Annotated in this window: 20 protein-coding genes and 1 tRNA gene; 13 read left to right on the forward strand and 8 right to left on the reverse strand. The window is 37.1% G+C overall.

Translation table 11 applies throughout. The annotated features are described in order from the left end of the window. Positions 1 to 3: 3 nt before the first annotated feature. Together ETP70_RS04440 and ETP70_RS04445 are read right to left on the reverse strand one after the other, a co-directional pair. Positions 4 to 1,089, reverse strand: a complete 1,086-nt coding sequence (locus ETP70_RS04440; protein WP_151900050.1) for an epoxyqueuosine reductase QueH — start codon at positions 1,087 to 1,089, stop codon at positions 4 to 6. Positions 1,090 to 1,234: 145 nt separating this feature from the next. Continuing rightward, on the reverse strand, positions 1,235 to 1,741 hold the full coding sequence (locus ETP70_RS04445) for a peptidylprolyl isomerase (RefSeq protein ID WP_151900051.1): 507 nt from the start codon (positions 1,739 to 1,741) through the stop codon (positions 1,235 to 1,237). Positions 1,742 to 1,865: 124 nt separating this feature from the next. Between ETP70_RS04445 and ETP70_RS04450 the strand changes: the two genes are divergently transcribed. The 10 genes from ETP70_RS04450 to ETP70_RS04495 all read left to right on the forward strand — a co-directional run bounded on the left by ETP70_RS04450 (position 1,866) and on the right by ETP70_RS04495 (position 12,828). Further along, positions 1,866 to 3,059 carry a sensor histidine kinase gene (locus tag ETP70_RS04450; protein WP_151900052.1) on the forward strand — a complete coding sequence of 398 codons (1,194 nt, stop codon included), beginning with the start codon at positions 1,866 to 1,868 and terminating at the stop codon, positions 3,057 to 3,059. Continuing rightward, positions 3,059 to 3,712 (forward strand): response regulator transcription factor, encoded by a 654-nt coding sequence (locus tag ETP70_RS04455; protein WP_151900053.1) that lies wholly within the window; start codon positions 3,059 to 3,061, stop codon positions 3,710 to 3,712. The genes ETP70_RS04450 and ETP70_RS04455 overlap by 1 nt, the downstream gene beginning before the upstream one ends. A gap of 398 nt (positions 3,713 to 4,110) precedes the next feature. Next, positions 4,111 to 5,544 (forward strand): OprD family porin, encoded by a 1,434-nt coding sequence (locus ETP70_RS04460; protein WP_151900054.1) that lies wholly within the window; start codon positions 4,111 to 4,113, stop codon positions 5,542 to 5,544. 14 nt (positions 5,545 to 5,558) lie between these two features. After that, positions 5,559 to 5,882 carry a DUF485 domain-containing protein gene (locus ETP70_RS04465; RefSeq protein WP_151900055.1) on the forward strand — a complete coding sequence of 108 codons (324 nt, stop codon included), beginning with the start codon at positions 5,559 to 5,561 and terminating at the stop codon, positions 5,880 to 5,882. Continuing rightward, entirely contained in the window at positions 5,875 to 7,542 is a 1,668-nt protein-coding gene (locus tag ETP70_RS04470) for a cation acetate symporter (RefSeq protein ID WP_151900056.1), read from the forward strand. Before ETP70_RS04465 ends, ETP70_RS04470 begins: the two co-directional genes overlap by 8 nt. A 2-nt stretch (positions 7,543 to 7,544) precedes the next feature. Beyond that, the gene (locus tag ETP70_RS04475; protein ID WP_151900057.1) at positions 7,545 to 9,359 is read left to right on the forward strand and encodes a putative nucleotidyltransferase substrate binding domain-containing protein; all 1,815 of its coding nucleotides are present in this window, start codon (positions 7,545 to 7,547) and stop codon (positions 9,357 to 9,359) included. 11 nt (positions 9,360 to 9,370) lie between these two features. Next, a complete protein-coding gene (locus ETP70_RS04480; RefSeq protein WP_151901497.1) occupies positions 9,371 to 10,003 on the forward strand; it encodes a 3'-5' exonuclease in 633 nt (210 codons plus the stop codon). Further along, positions 9,972 to 11,936: an acetate--CoA ligase gene (gene acs / locus ETP70_RS04485; protein ID WP_188110048.1), complete on the forward strand. Its 1,965-nt coding sequence runs from the start codon at positions 9,972 to 9,974 to the stop codon at positions 11,934 to 11,936. The genes ETP70_RS04480 and acs overlap by 32 nt, the downstream gene beginning before the upstream one ends. 75 nt (positions 11,937 to 12,011) lie before the next feature. Then, complete coding sequence (gene pyrF / locus ETP70_RS04490) at positions 12,012 to 12,695, forward strand: orotidine-5'-phosphate decarboxylase (protein WP_151900058.1); 684 nt, start codon at positions 12,012 to 12,014, stop codon at positions 12,693 to 12,695. 43 nt (positions 12,696 to 12,738) lie between these two features. Further along, positions 12,739 to 12,828, forward strand: a tRNA-Ser gene (locus tag ETP70_RS04495). Between the two features lie 295 nt (positions 12,829 to 13,123). Here ETP70_RS04495 and ETP70_RS04500 read toward each other — a convergent pair. The 3 genes from ETP70_RS04500 to ETP70_RS04510 all read right to left on the reverse strand — a co-directional run bounded on the left by ETP70_RS04500 (position 13,124) and on the right by ETP70_RS04510 (position 14,499). Next, positions 13,124 to 13,408: a type II toxin-antitoxin system RelE family toxin gene (locus tag ETP70_RS04500; protein ID WP_151900059.1), complete on the reverse strand. Its 285-nt coding sequence runs from the start codon at positions 13,406 to 13,408 to the stop codon at positions 13,124 to 13,126. Further along, positions 13,395 to 13,622 (reverse strand): CopG family transcriptional regulator, encoded by a 228-nt coding sequence (locus tag ETP70_RS04505; protein ID WP_151900060.1) that lies wholly within the window; start codon positions 13,620 to 13,622, stop codon positions 13,395 to 13,397. Before ETP70_RS04505 ends, ETP70_RS04500 begins: the two co-directional genes overlap by 14 nt. A gap of 472 nt (positions 13,623 to 14,094) precedes the next feature. Then, positions 14,095 to 14,499, reverse strand: a complete 405-nt coding sequence (locus ETP70_RS04510) for a hypothetical protein (RefSeq protein ID WP_151900061.1) — start codon at positions 14,497 to 14,499, stop codon at positions 14,095 to 14,097. A 412-nt stretch (positions 14,500 to 14,911) separates the two neighbouring features. On the opposite strand from ETP70_RS04510, the gene ETP70_RS04515 reads away from it, so the two are divergent. Next, positions 14,912 to 17,956: a MutS-related protein gene (locus tag ETP70_RS04515; protein WP_151900062.1), complete on the forward strand. Its 3,045-nt coding sequence runs from the start codon at positions 14,912 to 14,914 to the stop codon at positions 17,954 to 17,956. Positions 17,957 to 17,959: 3 nt separating this feature from the next. Here ETP70_RS04515 and ETP70_RS04520 read toward each other — a convergent pair whose 3' ends face one another. Beyond that, a complete protein-coding gene (locus ETP70_RS04520) occupies positions 17,960 to 18,403 on the reverse strand; it encodes a GatB/YqeY domain-containing protein (RefSeq protein ID WP_151900063.1) in 444 nt (147 codons plus the stop codon). A gap of 72 nt (positions 18,404 to 18,475) precedes the next feature. On the opposite strand from ETP70_RS04520, the gene flgH reads away from it, so the two are divergent. Together flgH and ETP70_RS04530 are read left to right on the forward strand one after the other, a co-directional pair. After that, positions 18,476 to 19,198, forward strand: a complete 723-nt coding sequence (gene flgH, locus ETP70_RS04525; RefSeq protein ID WP_151900064.1) for a flagellar basal body L-ring protein FlgH — start codon at positions 18,476 to 18,478, stop codon at positions 19,196 to 19,198. Further along, a complete protein-coding gene (locus tag ETP70_RS04530) occupies positions 19,173 to 20,588 on the forward strand; it encodes a hypothetical protein (protein ID WP_230973310.1) in 1,416 nt (471 codons plus the stop codon). Before flgH ends, ETP70_RS04530 begins: the two co-directional genes overlap by 26 nt. Positions 20,589 to 20,591: 3 nt before the next feature. Here the strand turns inward: ETP70_RS04530 and ETP70_RS04535 are convergent, their stop codons facing one another. Together ETP70_RS04535 and ETP70_RS04540 are read right to left on the reverse strand one after the other, a co-directional pair. After that, positions 20,592 to 22,454, reverse strand: a complete 1,863-nt coding sequence (locus ETP70_RS04535) for a diguanylate cyclase domain-containing protein (RefSeq protein ID WP_151900065.1) — start codon at positions 22,452 to 22,454, stop codon at positions 20,592 to 20,594. A gap of 91 nt (positions 22,455 to 22,545) precedes the next feature. Then, positions 22,546 to 24,084, reverse strand: a complete 1,539-nt coding sequence (locus ETP70_RS04540; RefSeq protein ID WP_151900066.1) for a SulP family inorganic anion transporter — start codon at positions 24,082 to 24,084, stop codon at positions 22,546 to 22,548. Position 24,085 lies beyond the last annotated feature (1 nt).

Here is a 24,085-nt window from a genome sequence, read left to right on the forward strand (position 1 = left end):
TTGTTAAGAAAAGATAATAAGTTTTTCTTTGGTATCTTCATATACTTTTGCATTCAATTCAATGCTAAGCTTTGTCTCCGGTATATCCTTGACAACTATTATGGGAGTTATGTCATAATTTGAGCCCGATACAACAGCTCTGAGTCTCTGTTCTTTTTCAAAGTCCAAGGGGTTGTAAATAAGCTCTTTGACAGATTTATAAGTTGATTTGCCCAAGTCATTGTAGGTTTGCAAAGTGATAAATTTTATCTCTTCACGATTAAAATAATACACACCATTGTGTGAAAATTCTATGCGCCCCTGTGCTTTTTTTCTCGGCAGTGTGGAATAACTCATAGCATAAGCTTCTATGCTCTCTTTTTTTCCTGCTGTGAGTTTAAAGCCAAACTGTCTATAGTTGAGAAATTTTTGTTTAATTATTCTGTACTCTTTGCCTTCCTCTTCCAGTTCGTTTCTTTTGGTGTACATGTAAAGACGTTCTTCAATTGAGGCAGGAAGTGTCTGTCCTGAAATTGGTGAAAACATTTCATCCATCAGTCTGTTTTGCTGATCCCGCTGCATGGTAAGCCCGAAAATACAGCCGCAATAGTCCTGACGGTAGAGTTGTTCTTCTTTTGTGACACGGCTTTGATCCTGTGTCCCGCCGCCGCTTCTGTAGTCAACGGCTACAAACTCAACACCGTGACTTTTATAAAATTCATCACCGACACGTTTGAGCTGTTCCTGGGACTTGAGCGGACTTACCAACAGAGTGGTTGTTATTTTTTTTTCACCGAGTTCGAGGGCTTTTTTTGCACTTGTTGTGAAACGTTTGTCAAAACAGACTTCACAACGAGCCCCTTTTTCAGGTTCATTTTCCAGTCCACGAACTGCTTCAAGCCAGTTTTCATAGTCATATTCACCCTCAATCAATTCGATACCGAGTTTTTTGCAGGAGCGCTTGACATCAAGCAGGCGCAGCTGATATTCGGAATAGGGATGGATATTCGGGTCGTAAAAAAAGCCGGTCAGTTTTTCATCTGGAAAATCTTTTTGAAGTTTTTCCAGAAAGAAGTGTGAGTCAACACTGCAACAAATATGTACTAAGATGGTTTTTCCTTGAAAGATGTTTTAGGTTATGAGTATTTTTCAAAACGCGGACTTCAGTCCGGGCTGAGAATGGCAAGGCTGTTGCAACAGCCGGCACTGAAGTGCCGGTTCCGAGATTGAGGTTTTAACCTTGCCTGCGAAAAAATCAGTCTCTTTTTTCGTGAATCTCTATAGTTTTGATCTCATCCTGTCCTTCAATTGAATCTAAAACCGCAAAGCTTTCAGCATCATTCTCTTCAATACCGCCAAAAACTGTATGGACACCGTCAAGATGCGGGCAGGGAACAAAACAGATAAAGAACTGGCTGCCGCCTGTGTTTTGTCCTGCATGTGCCATAGAAAGTGTTCCTTTGACATGTTTATGTGTATTTTTATCGGTTTCGCATGCTATAGACCAGCCCGGACCACCTGTTCCTGTTCCCTGCGGACAACCGCCCTGTGCCATAAAACCGGGGATTACACGGTGGAAGCTGAGATTGTCATAAAATCCTGTTTGTGCCAAATGTGCAAAGTTTGCAACGGTATTTGGTGTTTCCTCCGGATAAAGTTTAATCCAAATATCGCCTTTGTTTGTTACGATTTTTGCATATTGCAGTTTTGATAATTCTTCTTCGCTTAAATTGTATTCTTTGAGTTGTGCTTTTCCAAACATATAAACCTCTTTATTTTATTTTTTTGTTATTATAGTTAAATTTTTATAAATATGTCTTGTGCTTTTAAAATTAAGTTTGGAATTAAAAGCGGTATAATTTTGTTGAGAAAAACAGGGATAAAAAATGCAAAAGAACAGATTTACATCTTTGACTATCAAGCAGGCCAATACCGTTACAACTGTTGTCATATTGGTTTTTGTCATTATATTTGCCTATTTGCTGATAAAAGAAAATTATCAGGATTATGAAAAAGCGCTTTACAGGCAGGAACACAGTGTGGCTGATTACGGAGATACACAAAAACAGCTCAAAAGGCTTCTGATAAAAAACACTTTGGCTATTGTGACACTCTCTTTTATACTTTTTGCAATCATGCTCGGGTTGTATAAGATATTTTATGCGTTGATTCAAAATGATATGCATGTATTTTTAAATTTTTTTAAAAATGCGGCACACAGGGAAGCATTGCTGAGTCCTGATGAGATTTTTTTTAAAGAATTTAAAGAGATGGTTCTGTATGCAAATGAAATGGTAAAGACAATAAATCAGCAAAAGCTATCATTAAAAGAGATCAATCTTATTCTTGAAAAAAAGGTACAAAAGAAAACATTGTATTTAGAACAGGCAAATGCAAAACTTTTACAAGAAAAAAAGTTTTCAGAAGAGATACTGGCTGCACAAAAAGAGTTTTTACGCTACACTGTGCATGAAACAAACACGCCTCTGAGTGTTATTTTGACGAGTATAGAACTGTATGAAATGAAAAATAAAAAGGACAGACAATTGTCCAAAATAGAAGCGGCTGCAAAAAATATATTTAATATATATGATGATTTGAGTTATTTGGTAAAAAAAGACCAGGTGCCGTATCCCAAAGTTTCAATTGAACTGGTTTCGTATCTCAGCATGCGGATAGAGTTTTTTAGAGATGTTGCACATTTGTCTAAAATTGATTTTAAATACAGCAGTGATTTGGACAAGGTTTATATTTATTTTAATGAAACAAAACTTCAGCGTATTGTAGACAATACTATTACAAATGCCATCAAATACACTTTGCCGGAGGAAACAGTCTTCTTACATGTAAAGCAAACAGGAGCAGATGTAATGTTTAGTGTATCAAGCAAGTCTAAAATTATAAAAGATCCGGAGAAAATTTTTGATGCATACTACAGGGAAAATGACAATGTCAAAGGATTTGGATTGGGACTGCAGTTGGTGAAAAATATTTGTGAAGAAGACAATGTGAGCATAGATATTGCATCAACTGACAAACTGACTACATTTGAATATAAATTTAAAATGATGGGTGAATAATGAAAATTCTTTTACTGGAAGACGAAATAATGCTAAACGAGTCTATACAGGAGTATCTGCAGGAGCAGGGACATCTTGTTGTAAGTTTTACAGACGGTCTTGAAGCATTTGAAAATCTTCAAAAAGACGACTATGATTTATTGATTTTGGATATCTCTGTACCAAATATAGACGGATTGACACTTTTGGAAAAGCTTCATGCCATCAAAATTCATACACCCAGCATTTATATCAGCGCTCTGGTAGATATAGAAGATATCTCCCGTGCCTATGATCTGGGATGCTATGATTACTTGAAAAAACCCTTTCACCTAAAAGAACTTGCTTTGAAAATTGACAGAATTTTAACAGACAAAGATATTCCTCTGGTTTTTCTCAGGCTTTCAAAAAACTATATGTATGATCAGGAAAACAATACGCTTTTGTTTCAGAACACTCCCCAGATTCTTACAAAAAAACAATCGCAAATTATAGATATTTTAGCCAGGAACAGAAGCAGAATAGTTGATTTTGAACAGTTTCGCATGTATGTATGGGATGAACAAATCGTAGATAATGCAACCATAAGAGCAGAGATTAACAGACTGAAAAAAAGTTTAAAAGAAGATATTATTGTTAATGTCAGAGGCATGGGATATATGATAGAAAAATGAGCAGGGTATTGTTTGTTACATATTGATACACGCCAGAGATTAAATTGCAATTTTTTGTTAAAAATATGAATTGCTACGTTAATGCTATGTTTTGGATTTATGATTACCTTAAGTGCCTGACAAGAATAAATGACATAATTTAATGAAGAGAAAAAATAGAAGCTACAAGGCGAAAATTCGCAGAAGCTACTAGTAGCTTCAAGGGTTTTCAACGAAGTTAGGTTCTGTTTTCTCTCTTCACCCGAAGGGCAACATGCAAAGGACTTATTTTCTGCGTTGAACTTCCGTTAACGATGCTAGCATCGCCAACAAAAGTTCGCCTTGCAACTAAATCCTTTGTATGTTGTTAAATATGTTATTTATTCTTGTCAGGCACTTATCTAAAAGTGGAGGATTACATGAAAAAAATTGCATTAAGTATGTTTGTTACAGCATTGGTGACAAGTGTATATGCTGATTACGACGGTGTAAATATAAAGTTAAAGCACGGTGTTGAAGAGAAACAAGAGGTGCATGTTCTTTCTGATGACATAAAAGACATGTTTGCAAAAGGAAAAACAAGCGGTCAGATTAGAATGTTTTATGTGGACAGACAGTATCAGGGTGGTTCAGGGGCAGATACGCACAGAGATGCTGCTGTTTTAGGCGGTCATCTCAAGTTTGAAACAGCTACATTAAGCGGTATTCGGTTGGCTGCGGCTTTTTATACAGTGCAGGATTTGGGTATACAGCAACACACTGCCCAGTCACCGGCACTTCTTGGAACCGGATACAAGTCATATTCAATTCTAGGTGAGGGATATCTTGGATACAGTTTCAGTGAATATGGGCTAAAAAGTGATGCCAAGCTTGGTTATCAGAGATATGACTCTTTAATGATGGGATCAGATGATGCAAGAACGCTTCCAAATACTTTCAGAGCATACAAGTTTGTAAGCAAGGATGTGAAAAATATTACTCTTCAGATAGCACATGTAGACAGAATCGCTTATGGAACATTCTCAAATATCTATTCTGCCGGCGGAATACTTGCCGCTACTTCAGGGTACACTTCAAGAGGGATCAATGCTTCAACAGGAGTACAAACCGGAGAGTATCTGAACTTGGGACTTGCAACAACCGGAAGAAAAACTGCCGGTGTTACAAATATTCAACTGAAATATACAGCGAAAAACTTTCATGTAGATGTCTCAAATGATTATGCATGGAATCTTTACAATACACTCTACGCTGACACAGGAGTCTCCTGGAACTGTCTGCTCAACAGTAATGTAAAACCGTTTGTAAAAGTGCAGATGATTAAACAAAACAGTGTTGGCGGAAAATATATGCAGTACTCTCCGCTGGGAGGGTCCGGTGAGGTAGATTCTTTTTACTGGGCGGGTAAAGTCGGGGCAAAATATGAAGGTTTTGCTGCATATATTGCCTACTCCCAAACATCTTCAAACAATGCAGGAGATGATTCTTACAAAAATGCGATACTTACACAGTTTGGCGGCATGCCGGCATATACTCAAGGTATGGTGACCCGTCATATGTTTTTAGCGGGAACAAAAGCAACAAAAGCTGCTGCTGTCTATAACTTCAAACAACATGGAATCAACCTTTCAACTGCTGCCTATTATGTCGCTTTTGATACAGATGCAAACTCCGGATACGGTATAGCAAGAACAGCAACAGAAGCTGGATTTGACATCAAATACTACCCAAAAGCAGTTGAAAAACTGCAGCTTCGTTTTCGCGGAAATTTTCCCAGAAAATTTGCGGAAGCAACTCCAGGAAGTGACACCGGTTGGAATGAGTACAGACTCATTGCAAACTATAATTTCTAATACAAGGAAAAATTATGACCAAAGAACAGATACAACAGATAAAAGCAGATCCTGATTACCAGAAACTTGTAAAGACAAGACAGGGTTTTGCTCTAAAATTAACAATAGCGATGCTTGTAGTCTATTTTGCATTTATACTTACAATAGCTTTTGATCCCTCGGCATTGGCAGTGCCCCTCTCTAGTGAGGCAGTGACAACCATAGGTATTCCTGTCGGTATGGCTGTAATCGTATTTGCTTTTATATTGACAGGCATATATACAAAAAGAGCAAACAGTGAGTTTGATGATCTGGCAAACAAAGTAAAAAACAAATTAAAGGAGCGCCTAGATGTTTAACAGAATATTTTTATTTTTAATTTTCGGCAGTATCGCGGCATTTGCCTCCGGAACTATCAACGGTGAAATTCAAAAACAGCCGCTGAATGTTCCGGCAATTGTTATGTTTGTTATTTTTGTCGGTGCAACTCTGGGCATAACATACTGGGCAGCCAAAAGAACAAAGTCTGCGAAAGATTTCTACACAGCAGGCGGTGGCATTACAGGGCTGCAAAACGGTATGGCCATTGCAGGAGACTATATGTCTGCGGCATCCTTTTTGGGAATTTCCGGGCTTGTTTATCTCAAAGGGTATGACGGACTTATCTATTCGATCGGATTTTTGGTCGGCTGGCCGATTATTCTATTCATTATTGCAGAACCTTTGCGAAATTTAGGCAAATATACCTTTGCGGATGTTGCTTCTTACAGACTACGCCAAAAACCTATTCGTATATTGGCTGCATTTGGTTCTATTGCAACTGTTATTCTTTACCTTATCGCTCAAATGGTCGGTTCTGGAAAGTTAATACAGCTTTTATTTGGTCTGCAGTATGAAGTAGCGGTTATTCTGGTTGGTGTTTTAATGATTCTTTATGTAACATTTGGCGGTATGCTCGCAACAACCTGGGTGCAGATTATCAAAGCATTCTTACTGCTTTCAGGAGCTACTTTTATGGCTATTGCTGTAATGGCGCATTATGATTTCAGTTTTGGAGCATTGTTTGCCCATGCAACAGAATTAAAAGGTATAGAAATAATGTCTCCGGGCGGACTCGTTTCGGACCCTGTTTCTGCAATATCTTTAGCCGTCGCCTTGATGTTCGGTACAGCAGGTCTCCCTCATATCCTGATGAGATTTTTTACAGTAGGCAATGCAAAAGAAGCACGAAAGTCGGTATTTTATGCGACAGGTTTTATCGGTTATTTTTATATACTGACGTTCATCATCGGTTTTGGCGCAATTGTAATGGTGTATAAAAATCCTCAGTATCTGGATCTGGCAAAACAGGCCATAAGCGGCGGTTTCCCGATTCTTGGCGGAAACAATATGGCAGCCATACATTTGTCTCATGCTGTTGGCGGTGACTTCTTCCTTGGATTTATCTCTGCTGTGGCATTTGCAACAATTCTGGCCGTTGTTTCGGGTCTGACACTGGCAGGTGCTTCTGCAATTTCACATGACCTGTATGCTTCTGTGTACAAAAAAGGTGAAATTGACGGGCTTAAAGAGATGAAAGTTTCAAAAATTGCTACTGTTGTGCTGGGAATCGTAGCTATTATTATGGGGATAGCATTTGAAAAGCAAAATATCGCTTTTGTTGTCGGGCTTGCGTTTGCAATAGCAGCCTCTGCCAACTTTCCTGTACTTTTACTCTCCATGTACTGGAAAAAACTTACAACGCGTGGCGCTGTCATCGGAGGAACCTTGGGACTGGCTACAGCTGTCATGCTTGTCATCCTTGGTCCGATTGTCTGGGTACAGATTTTTGGCAATGCCGAAGCGATTTTCCCGTATAAATATCCGGCACTCTTTTCTGTGAGTGTTGCCTTTGTCGGTATCTGGTTTTTCTCAGTAACGGACAAATCAGAGGCTGCAGCACAAGAGATGGAGGCTTTTGAAGCACAATACATCAGAAGTCAGACAGGTATTGGTGCCGAGGGTGCATCCGAGCATTAACTATGAGCATCTTAGACCAAAAAAAACTTATTGAGTCTATTCACCCTTTTGGCTTACTCAGTTCAGAGGAACTGAGTAAGCTGATGCAAAAAATCGACATTGCATATTACCCTAAAGATACGCTGCTCATCAGCAAAAATCTTCCATCTGTCGCTTTTTATATCATCATAAAAGGATATGTGTCCGAGTATATTGATGATACACTGCATACTGTTTACGGTGAAGGTGACAGCTTTGATGCGGATGCTTTGATTTACGGGACAACACAAAACAGGTTTGTTGTCAGTGAAGATTTGATTTGTTATGAGATTCAAAAAGAAGACTTTTTGGAATTGATACAAAACAAACGCATACAAGAGTATTTTTTACAAGATTTTATTACACGCCATCAACATTTAAAAGAATACTCACAGCAGAGTCAATTAACTCCTTTTTTGGTATCTCAGGTAAAAGATATTTATCTTCATGCTGTTTGTATTGTTGCACAAGACACAACAATAGCAGATGCTTTAAAAGAAATGAAAAATCTTAAGGCTACATGTATTCTCGTAAGGGATGAAAACAGCTGCGGTATAGTTACGGATACGGACTTGAAAGAGAAGGTTTTGATGGGTAAATATGATGTAAGTGATGCCATTGTGCATATAGCATCTAAAAATATTATTGCTATTGAGAAGAGTGACTTTTTATTTAATGCTTTGGTGCTTATGACACATAATGCGATTAAGCGCTTGGTTGTAAAAGAGGGTGATGAAATTGTCGGGATACTAGAGCAGTTGGATTTGTTGAGTTATTTTGCAAACCATTCTTACCTGATTTCTGTGCAAATAGACAAAGCAGAGAATATTGATGATTTAAAAGAGGTTCAAAACGGATTAAAAAATCTTGTAACAACACTTGATTCCAATGGTGTAAAAGTACGTTATATCAGCAAACTTGTTGCAACACTCAACCAAAAAATATATGCAAAAGTTTTTACGATGTATGTTGATGAATCTTTACAGGAAAAATGTGCTCTTATGATAATGGGTTCTGAGGGCAGAGAGGAGCAGATACTCAAAACCGATCAGGACAATGCTCTGATCATTGCCGATGATATGGATACAGAACTTTTTGGAGAGCCTATGCATAAACTCAACAGGGCGCTTTTAGAAATAGGGTTTGTAAAGTGTGAGGGCAATGTTATGGTCAGTAATGCGTACTGGCGTCGTAATTTAGGGGACTTTAAAAATGAAATAGATAACTGGATAGCAAGTTTTGAAGGAAACAGTTTACAAAACTTGAGTATATTTTTAGATGCAAAGTGTGTTGCGGGTGATTGTACTTTAGTGAATGCGGCAAAAGAACATTTGTTTGCGCGTTTTGAGAAGAGAGATGATGTTTTGGCACATCTTGCAAAAGCAACGCTTTTTTTTGAAACACCTATTTCTCTTTTTAGCGGTTTTAAGCTTGACAAAGAGCATGAAAACAAACTGGATTTGAAAAAAGGCGGCATATTTGCAATTGTTCACGGCATAAGATGTCTGGCACTGGAGAATAAAATCAAAAAAAACAATACAATCGAACGTATCAAAGAGTTGAACAACCGAGGTGTTTTTGATAAAGTTTTTGCGACAGAACTCATAGAAAGTTTTGATACTCTGTTGTCTGTGAGGCTCAAAACAATGCTGTATGCAAAGGATCAAAAAAATATCAATTATATAAATCCAAAAGGTTTGGACAAAACAAGCCGGGATTTGCTCAAAGACAGTTTTAAAGTGGTAGATAAACTGAAAAAGTTTATTAGTTTTCATTTTCATTTGGAAATGGTTTCGTAATGCTTTTTTCTATGTTTGAACAGATGAAAAAAAAGAGAAATCTGTCAAAACTCAAAGATAAATCTTTTTCTTCTCTTTTTGAACAAAGTGATGAAATTGTGGTTTTCGATACAGAAACCACGGGCCTCAATCCAAAAGAAGATGAAATACTTTCTATAGGTGCAGTTAAGATTAAAAATAATAAAATACTGACATCACAAACTTTTGAAGTTTATTTGAAAAACTTTGGAGCAATTGATGCAAAAAGTATAACAATACACGGAATTCGTCCATGTGACCTGGAGAATGCAAAAGAACCGTTGGAAGGAATTAAAGAGTTTTTGAATTATATCAAAGGTGCCACTTTGGTGGGGTACTATCTTGAGTTTGATGTTGCGATGATTAACAAATATATAAAGCCCGTGCTTGGAATCACTCTGCCAAATAAAATGGTTGAAGTTTCTGAAATATATTTTGATAAAACAATTGCAATGATACCGCAAGCTAATATTGATTTGCGTTTTGATACAATCTTGAAAAACTGTAATATCCCTCAAATGGGTGTGCATAATGCTGTAAATGATGCCATTATGACAGCAATGATTTACTTAAAACTAACACAGGAGAAAATAAATGTCAGAAATAGAAAAAAAACCGATTTTTAAACCAAACAAAGAGTTTGCAAAAACTGCCAGAATCAAAAACATGTGTGAATATCATGATTTGCAGGATGAAGCAATTGAAGATTATGAAGGATTTTGGGGCAGATTTGCCAAAGAAAAGCTGAGCTGGAAAGAGCCGTTTACAAAAGTGATGGATGAATCGAATTACCCTTTTGTCAAATGGTTTGAAGGCGGAAAGTTAAATGTTTCAGAACAATGTATTGACCGTCATTTAGACAAACGCAAGAATAAAGCGGCGATTATTTTTGAAGGAGATCGCGGCGATAAACAGATTATTACCTATTTGGAACTTTACTACAATGTAAACCGCTTTGCCAATCTGTTGAAAAATGAATTTGGTGTCAAAAAAGGGGACAGAGTTGTCATCTATATGCCGATGATTCCCGAAGCTGCCTATGCGATGCTTGCCTGTGCCAGAATCGGCGCCATTCACTCTATAGTATTTGGCGGATTTTCTGCAGAAGCACTCAAAGACAGAATTGAAGATGCGGATGCAAAAGTTGTGATCACTGCTGACGGAGCTTACAGAAAAGACAAGCCATATATGTTAAAACCGGTGGTGGATGCGGCTTTGGCAGAAGGTGGGCCGGTAAAAAAAGTGCTCGTGGTTGAGAGAAACAATGAAGATATACGATGGGTTGAAGGGCGTGACTACTCTTATAATGAATTGATCAAAATGCAGGACGTTACATGTAAAGCGGAAGTTATGGATAGTGAAGATCCGCTCTTTCTGCTCTATACATCAGGCTCAACAGGAAAACCAAAAGGTGTGCAGCATAATTCTGCGGGATATATACTGTGGGCACAGATGACAATGGAATGGGTGTTTGATGTCAAAGAAAATGATACCTACTGGTGTACAGCAGATATCGGCTGGATTACCGGGCATACCTATATAGTTTACGGTCCGCTTGCAATGGGTGCGACAACGGTAATGTTTGAAGGTGTTCCGACCTATCCTGATGCGGGTCGTCCTTGGAAAATGGTAGAAGAGTATAAAATCAACCAGTTCTATACTGCGCCTACTGCGATTCGTGTATTGCATAAAATGGGTGAAGATGAACCGGCTAAGTATGATTTGAGTAGTTTAAAAGTACTTGGAACTGTTGGAGAGCCTATTGATCCTCCTGCGTGGAAATGGTATTATGAAGAGGTTGGCGGAAGCAAATGTGCTATCGTTGATACTTACTGGCAGACAGAAACAGGCGGGCATATAGTCTCTCCGCTTCCTGGGGCAACCCCTATCAAACCGGGATGCGCAACATTTCCTCTTCCTGGAATCATGGCAGAGATTCTGGACCCGGCAACCGGTGAGAAAGTTGAAGTCGGAGAGGGGGGTTATATGTGTGTCACACGTCCTTGGCCTTCGATGATTCGCGGTGTCTGGGGAGATGAAGAGAGATTTATAAAATCCTATTTTGGTGATGTGAAAAAAGACGGTAAACCTGTCTATTTTACAGGTGACGGTGCTGTGTATGATGAAGACGGTTATATCACGATTACGGGACGTACTGATGATGTTATTAATGTCAGCGGTCACAGAATGGGAACTGCCGAAATTGAAGCAGCCATCAAAAAACATCAAAATGTTGCCGAGGTTGCCGTTGTCGGAAAACCGCATGAACTCAAAGGCGAGGGTATTTTTGCCTACATCGTTTTAAAAGATGACAAAGGCGTGGCTGATGAGGTTGAAGAGGCAAAAATAATTAATAACATCATCAAAAAAGAGATAGGAAACATCGCTATCTGTGATGATATGGTTTTTGCACCGGGACTTCCAAAAACAAGAAGCGGAAAGATTATGCGTCGTATTTTACGCTCAATTGCCAAAGGCGAGGCAATTACTCAGGATATTTCAACCCTGGAAGATCCAAGCATAGTTGCCAAAATTGAAGCAATGGTGAAGTCCAAATAATAAGACTTTTCTGGAACCCAGACTTCAGTCTGGGCTTTAGTTTTTCATGCTATAATTCCACAAAAAAGAGTTAGTATGGAATTATGTGTTGCCCTTGATTTACCTACGAAAGAAGAAAATCTCGCTTTAATTGAAAAAATAAAAAACTATGATGTCTGGCTCAAAGTCGGACTGCGTACCTATATTCGCGACGGCGAAGCATTTTTGCAGGCTATTAAGCAAATCAATCCCGATTTTAAAATATTTTTAGATCTAAAACTTTATGATATTCCAAATACCATGGCAGATGCTGCCGAGTCAATTATAGGACTTGGTGTCGATATGTTTAATGTTCATGCAAGTGCAGGAAAACGTGCCATGAATACTGTGATGCAAAGACTGAAAAAGTATGAAAATCGTCCATTGGTCTTGGCTGTAACGGCTTTGACATCGTTTAGTGAAGAGGAATTTCAGGCAATATATGAAGCGAACATAGCAACAAAAGCAAATCAGTTTGCAAAAGATGCAATGGAAAGCGGACTTGACGGTGTTGTCTGTTCGGCGTATGAGAGCAAGGCTATTAAAGAGTTTACATGTAAAGAGTTTATGACACTCACTCCTGGTATTCGTCCTTTTGGTGAAGATGCGGGGGATCAAAAAAGAGTCGCCGATGTTGCCTATGCCAAAGAAGCACTTGTTGATTTTATAGTCGTCGGACGTCCGATTTATCAGGCAGAGAACCCTGCTGAGGTCGTTAAAAAAATATTAGCACAGATTTAAGCTAATTATTATGAAATAATGACTATAATCTCACTCTTCAAAAGGACGAGTGGGTGAGTGGCTGAAACCACATCCCTGCTAAGGATGCGTACTGGCAACGGTACCGAGAGTTCGAATCTCTCCTCGTCCACCAGAAACCCCTAAAATACGAGCTTTCAAGCACATTTTTAAAAATCAGTTTTTTTCTTGTCCTACCCCGTCAGACATATATCTCAATACTTCTGTCAAATTTATGATTTGAACTTAGGGAATTTTGAACGGTCTCACAAATTGTAATTGTGGCCAAGTTATAGCTTTTTTTAAATCTTTTGCAAGTCAACAATATAGGGATTTGTCAGAATATTTTTTTATCAAAATCAGGCCACTATTTGTTATTATCGTACTTAAGTGAACATTCTCACACTTTATTATATTTTGCAAATAAACGCCTATTTATAAGCACTTTCACGAGTAGTTACATGTATCACTAAAATTATAAGTTTATCATCATACTTTTTATAAATAACTCTATAAGAACGAAGTTTTAAACGATATAAATCTTCTTTTTGCCCTTGAAGCTTTTTAATCTTACCTTTTTGCATTAATGCAATTTCATATTCTTTAGAAAATAATTCCGAAAAATCTTTTAAACTATCACGAATAAATTTTAAATCAGGTTTATTTACTTTTTTAAAATCTTTTTTTGCGGTAAATGTAAATTCAATTTGATACATCAAGACCTAACTCTTGAAACATATCATCAAATGAAATTGTAGGCTCTTTAAGCTCAAGTCTTCTTTCTGCTTCTTTTAAGTCTATATAATCAAAATACATATCAAGGGCAGAAGCTATAAGATGGCTCTTTTTTGTATTAAGCTCTTTTGCATAACGATTAATATCATTATCAAGTGATGTAGGTAATGTAATGTTTAATCTTGTAGTATTCATAATGTCACTTCCTTTATGTGTATAATTATACACCTTTTATGTGTATGAAGTCAAATAAACAGCATAGGATTTTTTCGAATCTCTCCTAGTCCACCACAAACCACTAAAATACGAGCTTTCAAGCACCTTTTTAAAAATCAGTTTTTTTCTTGTCCTACCCCGTTAGACATATATTTCGCTACTAACACCCTCGATTTCTTCTATCATACTCATCATGACTACATACACAAACTAAATATATAACATCAATAGTACAATTCATTAAAATACGATATTGAGTATTTGGAATTCGGATAGAATATCTATCTTTATCTTTCTTGCAATTCATTTTTTTATAGTGCAAAGATGAATGATTTGGATCTTGTTCAAAAAGTTCTAAAGTATCATTTATTTGGATTTGAGAAAGAACATATTTTTTAATTAGTTGTTTTTCAGTACGAAGATATTGCGAAGTTTGATAATCTCCATAATATTAAGCAGATTTTTTATTTTCTTGAAGAATACGAACTTCTAATTGACCTATCCTGTCTAAAAAAATAATCAAAGAAGTATAAAGTTTATCTACTTGGATATAAAGTTCTTCAAAAAGAATATCTTTATCTTTTATTTGCTCTAATTTCTTTTTGAAAAGTTTTATGTCATCAATAGCATTTAATAAAGTATCATAAAATTCTTCTATATTATCAACAGGAAAAGTGTGCATATCATCCAGTTGCAATGAAAATCGTTCTAATTCTATTTCTTGAGTATGAATACTATTAATAATCAAACGTATCATTTTTTCAAACAATTTTTTAGGGGCAGTTTTTAATGCTTCTTGAGCTATATCAATATAGTCAACATAATCGATAAAATCTGTATTTATACGAATAGTCATAATAAAAACTCCGATGTTTTTACTAAATTATAGCATATTAAATAAAATACAGGATAGGTTTTTTTCGAGTTTCCCCTCGTCCACCACAAATCCCTAAAATACGAGCTTTCAAGCACCTTTTTAAAAATCAGTTTTTTTCTTGTCCTATCCCGTTAGACATATATTTCAATACTTCTGTCAAATTTATGATTTGAACTTATGGAATTTTGAACGGTCTCACAAATTGTAAGTGTGATGTCAACGGCGGAGTTAAAATAAGCAGTATAAGCGTAAACTGCCTGTTTCTTAACTCTGTCGTGATATATTGTACTTTGGTACATTTTTGGATTGCGCTTGACACCTCTTCACCGCTTTTTAAATCCTTCTTATGATATAATCATATTCTAAATAAAGCTTAGTAAAAAAGAGTTACATGCAGTCATCAGATGTTAATAAAATATTAAACAATAAAGAAAAACTTTTAACGCAGATATATTTTGATTTACAACGGTTTTTTGAGCAGAAGTATGGGAATGATACAGTTGTTTTTATGGAAATCGGTACTTTTTTTGAAGTGTATGAAGTCAATAATGATGAAGAACAGATTGGAAAAGCCAAAGAGATAGCGGAACTTTTAAATATACAGCTTACGAAAAAAAATAAAAAAATTATAGACAATTCTGAAAAAAACCCTCTGCTTGCGGGTGTGCCTGCCGTTTCGTTTGAACGTTACTTAAACCGTTTGATTCAGGAGCAGAAGTATACGGTTATAGTCGTCAAGCAAAAGGGAAATCCTCCTAAGATCAGTCGTTATATTTCTCAAATTGTCTCACCCGGTACCAATTTTGAACATATTATTGACAATGATGACAATTACATTGTTTCTGTTTTGATTGACAAGTTTCGTGATATTTATACGGTAGGGTATGCTGCCATTGACGTAACCACGGGGAAAACATGGCTGTATGAGACACACGGGACAAGTGAAGATCCTGCTTATGCACTTGATGAAATTTTTAATCTTTTAAATGTTTACAGAACGAGTGAAATTGTTGTGACTTTTTTAGACGGGATTGATGACCAGCGTCATGTGATGCAGTATTTGGAAATTCCCGAACATTATCATTATTCTGTGAACAACAAACGGGCAAAAATAGAGTTTCAAAATGAACTTTTTAAAGAGGTATATCAGATTCGTTCACTGCTCTCTCCTATAGAGCATCTGGATTTGGAACGCTCTCCTATGATTACCGAAGCCTTGGCAATTCTCATCAATTTTGTGATAGAACATGATTATCATATAGTGCAGAAGATGGCGATGCCCCGTCTTATAGACAATCGCCGTTTTATGTATCTGGGCAACAATGCACTGGAGCAGATGGGGATAATTTCCAAAGACAAAAAAGAGTTCACACTGTTAAAAATGCTTGACAAGAGTGCAACGGCTATAGGAAAAAGACTCTTAAAAGAGCGTCTTTTAAATCCGATAATGGAAGAAGACGAACTTGAACGTCGGTATAATCTTATAGAACGGGTTGCTTCACATGTAAGGTATTTGGATGAAATGATGCGGGGTGTTTATGACCTTGAGAGGCTTTCTCGCCGTTTAAGTCTTGGCAGACTGCATCCTTTTGAGATGAATCATATGTATGATTCTATGGTAAGTGTCAAGGAATTGATGCTTTATGTCAAAAAGCATAAAATTCAAAAAACGCCTTTTCATGAGAGTGAAGTGGAAGAGTTCTTGCGTGATATAACTAAAACGATAGATTTGGATATATCACGGCGTTTTACCAATGCCACGGTAGATGAAAACTTTTTGATGAGCGGTGTGGATGAGGCAATAGATACTTTGGTCAAAGAAAACAGCGTAATGATGCTTGCTTTTGAAGATATAATTTTGAAAATCGAAGCACTTCTGACAAGTGTCAATGCAGGAAGTTCGACAAAAATGGTGACTTTGGGACTTTTGGAAAAAGAGGGCTATTACATCTCTTTGAGCAAAAACAGATTCTCTTTGATTGAGAGTGAATTCAAAAAACGGGAAGATTTTGCAGATTTCAGTGTAAAAAAACTGACAAACAATGTCAAAATCACCTCTGCTTTTACCGACAGACTTTCTGACAATATCATGAAAAACCGCCGAAAAATTGTTGTTTTGGTAAAAGAGAGATATATCCAACTTCAGGCACTTTTTGAGAGACGCTATTCACTTCTTTTTGACAGAGTTATCAGCTATGTGGCTGATCTGGACGTGGGAGTGAGCTCTTCAAAGGTCGCACAGGAGTACAAACATTCAAGACCGATGATAGTGGAAACACAAGAAGATGAAAATTTTATGCAGATTATGCAATTGCGTCATCCTTTGATAGAAGTGCAGGAGCGGGGCGGGCTCTATGTTCCCAATGATATAGTGATGGGAAACCGTGACTATATGGACCTGCCTCATCCAAAAACGGTGATGCTTGATGTGGCTGTGCATGACGGGCATGACATTAACGGAGTCCTTTTATACGGTATAAACTCCAGCGGAAAATCCTCTTTGATGAAGAGTATCGGCATTGCGGTATTGATGGCGCAGTCGGGTTTTTTTGTGAGTGCTGCGGTGATGAAATTCAGTATTTTTGATTCTCTCTTTACACGCATAGTTTCTAAGGATAATCTGGCAAAGGGACTCTCTACCTTTGCAGTGGAAATGCTTGAACTTAAAAATATTTTCAACCGCTCAACCGTAAAATCGCTTGTTTTGGGCGATGAAATAAGCCACGGAACAGAGACACTCTCAGGCGTTGCCATCGTGGCTGCAGCGATACAAAAACTTGCCGAGACACGATGTCTGTTCTTGTTTGCAACGCACCTGCATCAACTCTCAACAATGAATGAAATTACTTCGCTTGACAATGTTGTAGATTTGCACCTGAGTGTGGAGTATGATGAGAAGAGAGATACACTGATATTTAACCGTGTGCTTCAAGCCGGAAGCGGCAGCAGCATATACGGACTGGAATTTGCCAAATCGCTCCATATGGACAATGAATTTTTGGAAAATGCCAATGCCATCAGAAAACGTCTTGCCAATGATTATGACGAGCTTGAACTGCTTGTGAAGAAGAAAAAATCCAAGTACAACAAAGAGCTTTATGTGACCAAATGTGTTATCTGCGGTGCGGTGGCAGAAGATGTGCATCATATATCGCAAAAATCACTGGCTGATGATGCAGGTTTTATAGGGCATTTTCACAAAGACAACAAACACAATCTTGTGCCTTTGTGCAAAGAGCATCACAAACAAATTCATGACGGCAAGTTACATGTAAACGGCTTTATAATGACAAGTAAAGGGCTTGAGTTACAGTTTGAAGAGCAGATGAAAAAAACAGAAGTAAAAAAAGTTGTTGCACCTGAAATAAATACAAATATTGAAGTAAAAGAAGTAGAAAATGACGAGCCAAAGGGCTTCGTCCTGGATGACTGGTAAGATTTAAGCCAAGGCTTTTTTGACTGCATCACTGATGCGTTTTCCATCGGCACGTCCGGCTAATTCTTTACTTGCCATACCCATAACTTTTCCCATCTCTTTCATGCTTGAAGCACCTGTTTTTTCAATGATGGTTTTGATTTCATTTTGCAGTTCTTCATCACTGAGCTGTTTTGGCAGATAAACTTCATAGTATGTTATTTCATCAAGTTCTATTTGCATTAAATCTTCACGGCCTGCTTCTTTGTACTGGCTTGCAGCGTCATTTCTGCGTTTGACCTGTGTCTGAATAATTTTTATGACATCTTCATCACTAAGCTCTTTTCGTTCATCTACCTCTATCTGTTTAAAAGCACTGGTAAGGAGGCGAAGCGCATCTCTTTTTTTTGTATCTTTTGCTTTCATGGCATTTTTTACATCTTGGTTGATTGTTTCTCGTAATGACATTGGTAAAATCCTTGTTTATTGTTTATGGAACTGTAATTGCTAGTATTATAACAAAATTAAGGGACTTTCTTTATGAAAAAAATAAAATTGACTGCTTTTGTATTTCTCTGTGTTGTGGTGTTGTTTAACGGATGTACAGCAAACTTAACTGATCCCGAGATAAATTTTGAACCGCCTGCCTATGTTGAACAGATGCCTGCCAAAGAAGAACAGCAGGATTTTGCCTCGACTGGCAGTATATTCGGACAGGGAGAAAATCCTCTTTTTTCTGATCACAAGGCTATGCATGTCAGTGATATTGTAACTGTAGTTATTTCAGAAACCGCACAAAGTTCAAATACCGGTACAAAGCAGTTGCAAGAGGCTGATACAAGTGCTCTTGGAGGGGGGTTGTTTTCAAGTACAGGTCTCAATTCTGCTGTAAACTCCAAAGTAGCAGACTTGAACGGATTTACGAATGTAGGTTTTAACTCTACATCAAACAGTAGCTATAAGGGATCCGGAAGTGCAACAAAGGATGCAAGCTTTACAACAACTATTTCGGCAAGAATTGTAAAAATTTTAAAAAACGGAAATTATTATATTTCCGGAAAAAGAGAGATTCTGATAGATGACCAGAAGCAGATAATTCAGTTAAGCGGTGTGATCCGTCCATATGATATTGATCAATACAACAGAATCAACTCTACACAAATCAGTGATGCAAAAATATTATATAAAACGGAGGGAGATATGGATCGTGCTACAAAACAGGGATGGGGGACGAAAATTGTTCAATCAATTTGGCCGTTTTAGTTTTGTTACAGCACTTTTTTTAACTTCTGTATATGCAGGGAGTTTTGCGGAGTTTAAAAAGGTGCAGACGGAATCTTTTAACAGATTTAAAGATAAAAAAGACAGCGAATTCAACAAATATCTTCAGCAGCAGTGGGAAGAATACAGTGCGTATATCTCAACACCCTTATATCAAAAGAAAAAACCAAAGACTGTGCCGGCATTGCATCAAAAAAAAGTTCGAAGTGTCGGTCCGAATTTAGTGATAAAGATAAAACCTTTTGCTGAGAAAAAATCCGCTCCTCAGGAAAAAAAAATAAAAGCTGACAATACAGTTTTTGAGTTTTTTGGAACATCTTTGGGATTTGATGTTGATAAAAAAATAAAAAACGCCAACTTTTACCCCAGAACACAAAAGGGGATTGAGAATTTTTTCAGTGTTGTGGCGACAAGTGATTACGACAGCCTTTTGTACGGGATTGAGAGTACATGTAAAGAGATGCATCTCAATGACTGGGGAGTTTATCTTTTAATAAACAGACTCTCCTATACTCTTTTTTCTACACCGGATAATGAAAAATTATTGAGCTGGTTTTTGTTGAATAAGCTTGGCTACAGGGTCCGTGTAGCTTTGGGTGCAGACAAACATATAGTCTTGCTTCACAGCGTCAAAGGCAAGATCTACTCTGCACCAAACTATACACTGGACAATAGAAAATTTTATGTCATTTCTAAATATAACAAAGAAAATATTGCGAAAGTCTATACGTATAAAAATGATTATCCTGAAGCAACAAAAACACTTGATTTTACGTTAAAAACACTTCCTGTCCTTGCAAAAAAAATCCAAACAAAAACTGTTTCTTTCAAAGAACATGGAAAAGTTTACACTTTTTCTTATCGGTATAACCAAAATCTCATTGATTTTATGAAAACATATCCTCAGGTGGAATATAAAGTTTTTTTCAATGCACCTTTGGAGTATGAGACATATAAAGACATAGCAGGGGATATCAAGAAATATACTGAGAACAAAAAAGCAAGTGAAGCTTTGGATTTTGTACTGCATTTTGTACAAAAAGCTTTTATATATGAGCGTGATCAGGAACAGTTTGGCAGAGAAAAAGTTATGTTTGCAGAAGAAACACTTTATTATGAAAAATCAGATTGCGAGGACAGAGCTGTATTGTATGCCCGTTTGGTGAAAGATTTATTTGGTATTGGTATTGTGGGTGTTCAGTATAAAGATCACATGAGTACTGCTTTACATGTACCGATGGCAGGGGAGAGTGTACAGGTATCAGGACAAAGGTATGTTGTAGCGGATCCGACATATATAAATGCTTCTTTGGGACAAAGTATCCCCAAGTACAGATCTGTCATACCCGAAAGCTTTGTTTATGTAAAATAGGATTCAAATCTCACTGTAAATAGAACAACTGTTTTTTCCGTTTTTTTTGGCAACATACATGGCTTTGTCGGCATCATTCATAATATTTTCTATGTTGTGTTTTTCATCGGGAAAGATTTTAATGCCTATACTTGCACCAATGTGAATTTCATTTCCTTCAATGACAAATGTCCGAGAGAGGGCTTCTATGATAGAGTGGCATTTTTTCTGTGCATACGCTTTGGCGGCCTCTTTTGTCTCTGCTATATTTACTAAAATGATTGCAAACTCGTCACCGCTGATTCTTGCAAGAATATCTTCTTCTCTTAAGATGCTTCTCATTCTGTGTGAGACTTGAATGAGAAGTTCGTCTCCGACATGGTGGCCATAGGTGTCATTGACCTGTTTGAAATTGTCCAAGTCTATAAATAAAAAAGCATGAATAAAGCTATGTCTGATTGCCTTTGCATTCTCTTCATGGAGTCTTTGCAATAAAGCTTTTCTATTCATGAGTCCTGTGAGAAAATCATGATTTGCCTGATATTGAGCCTCTTCCTGTGCATTTCTTAAGTCTGAAATATCATAAAACTGTGCAATAAAATTAATAATTTCACCGTTTTTATCTTTAATAGCAGTAATGGAGAGTCTTTCAGGATAAATTTCACCGTTTTTACGTTTGTTGTAAATATCACCTTTCCATTGTCCGGATGAAAGGAGTTGATGCCACATGTTGGCATAAAATTCTTTACTGTGTTTGCCCGATTTTAGCAGCTTTGTGGTTTGTCCTATAATCTCATTTGCTTTATATCCTGTAATTCTGGTAAAAGATTTATTGACTTCAAGTACAACACCGTTTTTGTCAGTAATGACTATAGCTTCGTGTGAGTCGAATGTATGGGAAGCTATACGTATTTTTGCAAGAAGTTTGTCCTCTTTTCTGATAAGAGCGTTAATATAATAGAGGAGGAGAAAAAAAGAGATAAAAGAGAGAATCCAGAAGATAATTGTATATGTAAAAACCTGTTTTATATCTTTTTGTGTCTGCAGGGCATCTGTTACAATGGTATTGAGAATGTGGCTTGACACATTGTAAAGTTGTGTAATGTATTGTGAAGCAGTCTGAAACCATTTTTTTGCATCTTCTTTGGATGAGAGTTTATCCTGAAAAAACATTGTTTTTAAGGCAGCTGTTTTTTGTACAGTCTCTTTTTGTATGAGTTGTTTGAAAATATTTTGTGTGTTTTTTGAAGCACATATGTAAAAAATAGTTTGGAGCTTTTTCTCTTTTTCCTGCAGGAGATGAATATAATGTATATACTTTTCATTTTTTTTGGGAGCGAGTATCTGGTTATAAACATACGCTCTTTCCTGTCCCACATACTCTTTAAGTTTTTGAAGTTCAATAAGGGCTTTGCCGTTATATGATTTTGATTCTAAATTATGCATCAGTGTAGTAATAGCCTGAAGCAGCTCTTTATTGAGGGTATTATAATATTGCATTTCATCCCAAAAGCTGATTTGTGTTTTAAGAACTTTTCTTCTCACTGCCGTAATAGAATGAAACTGCTTTTTAAGATACTGATATGCATTTGAAAAATGAATCAGATCCTGATAGGCACTGTCTGTATGCTTATACTGTTTTTCCAGATTTTTTCGGATTATTTCATCTTTTGAAACAAGGTACCCTGCACTCAGTCCTCTTTCAAGTTGTAAATTATGAATGAGTTTACTGAGAATTTTTGTCTGTTTTGCAGAGAATGCATAGGAAGTACTGTTCTTATATTTGATATAGTTTTCATTTACCAAAGAATAGGAAAAGTAAAGTAATGCAATGGCAGGAAGAGAAAAAATAAGGATAATTTTTATCTGCAAAGATTTTAAATTCATATTTAATGATATGCTGATATAGATTAAAAGATATCATTACATGTATTGAAAATGTTAAAAGTTAAAATCATGTTTCACATTGAAACACAATTTAATAATTAATAGCAACCTTGTATGTCGGATCATCTTCTTCATAACTGCAATGCGGTCCGGCTTTTTTCATGATTTTTTTACAGTCTTCGCTTAAGTGGCGCAAAAGAAGATTTTTGCCGGCATCTTCGTATTTTTTTACGAGAGAATCTATGGCTTCGACACCGGAAAAATCCAATACTCTCGCATTTTTAAAATCAATGACAACTTTTGGCGGATCATTCGGAATGTCAAAATTATCTGAAAAAGTTGTAGCACTTGCAAAAAAGAGCGGACCTTCAAGTTCATATACTTTTGTTCCGTCTGCTTCTGTATGTGTTTTTGCCCAGATGCGTGCATGCTTCCATGCAAATACAAGTGCAGAGATGATAACACCGGCTATGACTGCAACAGCCAAATCTTCTACAACTGTTATAATTGTCACAACGACCATTACAAAAACATCGGCACGAGGCATATGTTTGAGATGTGAGAAGCTCGACCACTCAAATGTTCCTATACTCACCATAAACATAATACCCACAAGAACACCGACTGGAATGGCATTTAAAACATCTGTTAAAGAGATGACCAAGATCAAAAGTCCGACGGCTGCCGTAAATGAGGAAAGCCGTCCGAGACCGCCTGATGTATAGTTAATGATACTCTGCCCGATCATTGCACATCCCGCCATGCCTCCAAAAAATCCACAGGCGATATTTCCGGTTCCCAAAGCGATACACTCCTGGTTTCCACTGCCTCTTGTCCCACTCATTTCATCTAAAACTGCAAGCGTCAAGAGTGATTCTATAAGACCGACAAGAGCCATAATAACAGCATAAGGAAGAACCATGACAATGGCATCCATACTAAAAAGCGTATCGGGAATAATGAGATGCGGCAGTTTCCCTTTAAACTCTGACAAATCGGCCAATGCTCCGACGGTGAGTGTGTCTAAATGAGTAAAATACACCACAAGTGTTAAAAGGACAATGGCAACAAGTCCTGAGGGAACAGCCTTTGTATATTTTGGCAAGAAGTACATTATAAACATGGTAATGGCTACGATAACATACATATTTAAACCCTGTCCCTCAAAGAATTTAAACTGTGCCATGGCAATAACGATTGCCAGACCGTTTACAAAACCATATAAGGCAGGTTGGGGAACAAGACGGATAAATTTTCCAAATTTCAGCACTCCTACAGCAACCTGGATAAGTCCTGCTATGATGGTTGCCAGCAAAACATAGTGGAGCATATGGAAGTAGAGTTCATCTCCGCTAAACCCCTGTGCTGTGAGTTTTAGGTTTGCTTCTATAACAAGCCCGACTATAACAACAGCGACGCTGCCGGTAGCTCCGCTGATCATTCCCGGTTTTCCACCGATAAGTGCAGTAATAACACCTAAGATAAAAGCAGTATAAAGTCCTACAATAGGACTGACACCTGCTATAAAGCTAAAAGCAATAGCTTCAGGTACCAGTGCCACTGCAACAACAAGACCTGATAAAATATCGTTTTTTATATTTGGAGAGGTGTATTTTCTTATATCAAACAAA

The sequence above is a fragment of the Sulfurimonas hydrogeniphila genome (assembly GCF_009068765.1).
GTDB lineage: Bacteria > Campylobacterota > Campylobacteria > Campylobacterales > Sulfurimonadaceae > Sulfurimonas > Sulfurimonas hydrogeniphila.

Bases quoted from the DNA above. Each gene is read 5' to 3' on its own strand.
- pyrF (WP_151900058.1), top strand. From the start codon at position 12,012: ATGGAATTATGTGTTGCCCTTGATTTACCTACGAAAGAAGAAAATCTC.
- ETP70_RS04515 (WP_151900062.1), top strand. From the start codon at position 14,912: ATGCAGTCATCAGATGTTAATAAAATATTAAACAATAAAGAAAAACTT.
- ETP70_RS04455 (WP_151900053.1), top strand. From the start codon at position 3,059: ATGAAAATTCTTTTACTGGAAGACGAAATAATGCTAAACGAGTCTATA.
- ETP70_RS04510 (WP_151900061.1), bottom strand. From the start codon at position 14,499: ATGACTATTCGTATAAATACAGATTTTATCGATTATGTTGACTATATT.
- ETP70_RS04475 (WP_151900057.1), top strand. From the start codon at position 7,545: ATGAGCATCTTAGACCAAAAAAAACTTATTGAGTCTATTCACCCTTTT.
- ETP70_RS04470 (WP_151900056.1), top strand. From the start codon at position 5,875: ATGTTTAACAGAATATTTTTATTTTTAATTTTCGGCAGTATCGCGGCA.
- ETP70_RS04445 (WP_151900051.1), bottom strand. From the start codon at position 1,741: ATGTTTGGAAAAGCACAACTCAAAGAATACAATTTAAGCGAAGAAGAA.
- ETP70_RS04535 (WP_151900065.1), bottom strand. From the start codon at position 22,454: ATGAATTTAAAATCTTTGCAGATAAAAATTATCCTTATTTTTTCTCTT.
- flgH (WP_151900064.1), top strand. From the start codon at position 18,476: ATGAAAAAAATAAAATTGACTGCTTTTGTATTTCTCTGTGTTGTGGTG.
- ETP70_RS04460 (WP_151900054.1), top strand. From the start codon at position 4,111: ATGAAAAAAATTGCATTAAGTATGTTTGTTACAGCATTGGTGACAAGT.
- ETP70_RS04505 (WP_151900060.1), bottom strand. From the start codon at position 13,622: ATGAATACTACAAGATTAAACATTACATTACCTACATCACTTGATAAT.
- ETP70_RS04520 (WP_151900063.1), bottom strand. From the start codon at position 18,403: ATGTCATTACGAGAAACAATCAACCAAGATGTAAAAAATGCCATGAAA.
- acs (WP_188110048.1), top strand. From the start codon at position 9,972: ATGTCAGAAATAGAAAAAAAACCGATTTTTAAACCAAACAAAGAGTTT.
- ETP70_RS04450 (WP_151900052.1), top strand. From the start codon at position 1,866: ATGCAAAAGAACAGATTTACATCTTTGACTATCAAGCAGGCCAATACC.
- ETP70_RS04500 (WP_151900059.1), bottom strand. From the start codon at position 13,408: ATGTATCAAATTGAATTTACATTTACCGCAAAAAAAGATTTTAAAAAA.
- ETP70_RS04465 (WP_151900055.1), top strand. From the start codon at position 5,559: ATGACCAAAGAACAGATACAACAGATAAAAGCAGATCCTGATTACCAG.
- ETP70_RS04480 (WP_151901497.1), top strand. From the start codon at position 9,371: ATGTTTGAACAGATGAAAAAAAAGAGAAATCTGTCAAAACTCAAAGAT.